Below are 1,703 nucleotides of genomic sequence, written 5' to 3'. Positions count from 1 at the left end.
CGTCGCGACCGAGCGGCGCCGGCGCGACCTCGCTCCAGAGCAGCCAGAGGATGAACAGCGGCCCCTTGACCACCAGCGCCGATAGCAGTGCGCTGACCGCGGTCGGCGCGGCGGCATGCGCCGGCGGCAACCACAGGTGCAGCGGCCACAGCGCCGCCTTGAGCATCAGCCCAGGCTCATCAGCAGCAGCGCCAGACGGGTCGGGGCGTCCGCCACGGCCAGCTGCGCCAGCAGTGCGATGTCCAGCAACCCGTAGCGCCCGTAGAACAGCGCCACGCCGAGCAGATAGGCGAGCGAAGCGGCCAGCGACAGCAGCAGGTAGTTCAGCGCCGGCCGCCAGGCCCTGCGCCCGGCCAGCGCCACCAGCGCCACGGCCGCCAGGCCGAGCAGTTCCAGCGTCACATAGAGGTTGAACAGATCGGCCGACAGCCACAGCGCGGCCAGCGCCGCCTGCAGCAGGCAGGACAACGGCCAGTAGTCCTGGCCGCCGGCGGCATGCGGGATACGCGCCGCATACAACGCCACCAGCAGGTGCAGCCCGGCGCTGAACACCAGCAGCAGCGCCGCCAGCGGGGAAAGCTGGAAGCGGATCGCCAGGCCGCTTTCCCAACCGCCGATGTACAGCTGCTGCACGCCCAGCTCCATCGCCAGTTGCAGGGCCACGGCGGCGGCCAGCAGGCTGGCGAGGTTCAGCGCGATCACCCAGCGCCCGGCATGGCGCGGGCGCAGCAGAACCAGCAGCAGCGCGCCGGCCAGTGGCAACCACAGGCTGAGCAGCGCCGCGCTCATTCGTCCGCCTCCTGCCGCTCCAGCGCGCTGGCCAGGCGCAGCGCCAGCGCCGTGGCGCTGACCGCGATCACCAACCCGGTCACCACCAGCGCCACCAGCAGCGGATCGGTCGGATGGCTGCGCGCCGCCAGGGCGATCATCACCAGGAACACACCGCTGCCCATCAGGTTGATGGCCATGATCCGCCGCAGCGGGTGGCGCAGGGTCAGCAGGCCATGCAGGGCCAGCAGCCAGAGCGCCAGGCCGATGCCGATCCAGAACACGGTGGCGCTCATGCGCGCGGCTCCGGTTCGTCGCCGATCACCAGCAGGCTCAGGCTGGCGGCGATGGCCAGCGTCGCCGCCGCTCGATGAACAGGATCAGCGGTTTGGCCCAACCCGCCGGATAGCTCAGCCAGCCGGCCCCGAATACAGCGCAGCCCCCGGCGACCGCCACGAACAGCAGCAAGCCGAGCAGCACCAGCAGGCGCAGCGGCCAGAACGACCAGCGCACCGCCGGCAGCGCGCCGGCCAGGCGCAGCAGCACGATGCCCGCCGCCAGCAACGCACCGGCCTGGAAGGCGCCGCCCGGCGACTCGGCACCGCGCCAGAGGATATAGCCGCCGGCCAGCACCAGCAGCGGTGCCAGCGCCCGGCCCCAGGCCCGCAGCAACGGCCAGGGCGCGTCCAGCTGCAGCCGTGCCGGCCCCAGTTGCCGCGCGCCGAGCAGGGCGAGCAGCAGCACCGCCAGCTCCAGCAGCGTGTCCCAGGCGCGGATGTTCAGCAGCACCGCCGTCACTGGATGCCCGACGCCGCTGTGCGGCATGGCCGCGTCGATGCGCCCCGGCAGCGACGCGTGCAAAGCGGCCAGCGGCGCCAGCTGCGGCAGCAGCAGGATCAGCAGCGGCAGCAGCACCAGCACGGCCGCCAGCCGGC

Annotated in this window: 3 protein-coding genes and 1 pseudogene; all 4 read right to left on the bottom strand. The window is 72.9% G+C overall.

What is annotated here, in order from left to right:
* Positions 1 to 166: proton-conducting transporter membrane subunit (locus BAY1663_RS25655; RefSeq protein WP_305809533.1), on the bottom strand; the 166-nt coding region annotated here is incomplete at its 3' end.
* On the bottom strand, positions 166 to 789 hold the full coding sequence (locus BAY1663_RS22660; RefSeq protein WP_256206959.1) for a hypothetical protein: 624 nt from the start codon (positions 787 to 789) through the stop codon (positions 166 to 168). The genes BAY1663_RS22660 and BAY1663_RS25655, both read right to left, overlap by 1 nt.
* Entirely contained in the window at positions 786 to 1,064 is a 279-nt protein-coding gene (locus tag BAY1663_RS22655) for an NADH-quinone oxidoreductase subunit K (RefSeq protein ID WP_037045363.1), read from the bottom strand. Before BAY1663_RS22655 ends, BAY1663_RS22660 begins: the two co-directional genes overlap by 4 nt.
* Positions 1,061 to 1,703 (bottom strand): annotated as a pseudogene (locus BAY1663_RS22650) (MnhB domain-containing protein); the annotation flags it as partial. The pseudogene BAY1663_RS22650 and the gene BAY1663_RS22655, both read right to left, overlap by 4 nt.

It is taken from the genome of Pseudomonas sp. BAY1663 (assembly GCF_000582595.1).
In the GTDB taxonomy this organism is placed as follows: domain Bacteria; phylum Pseudomonadota; class Gammaproteobacteria; order Pseudomonadales; family Pseudomonadaceae; genus Stutzerimonas; species Stutzerimonas stutzeri_AF.
The sequence above is the reverse complement of the archived record's forward strand: the minus strand, read 5'-3'. Positions and strand labels throughout refer to the sequence as shown.

Bases quoted from the DNA above. Each gene is read 5' to 3' on its own strand.
- BAY1663_RS22660 (WP_256206959.1), bottom strand. From the start codon at position 789: ATGAGCGCGGCGCTGCTCAGCCTGTGGTTGCCACTGGCCGGCGCGCTG.
- BAY1663_RS22655 (WP_037045363.1), bottom strand. From the start codon at position 1,064: ATGAGCGCCACCGTGTTCTGGATCGGCATCGGCCTGGCGCTCTGGCTG.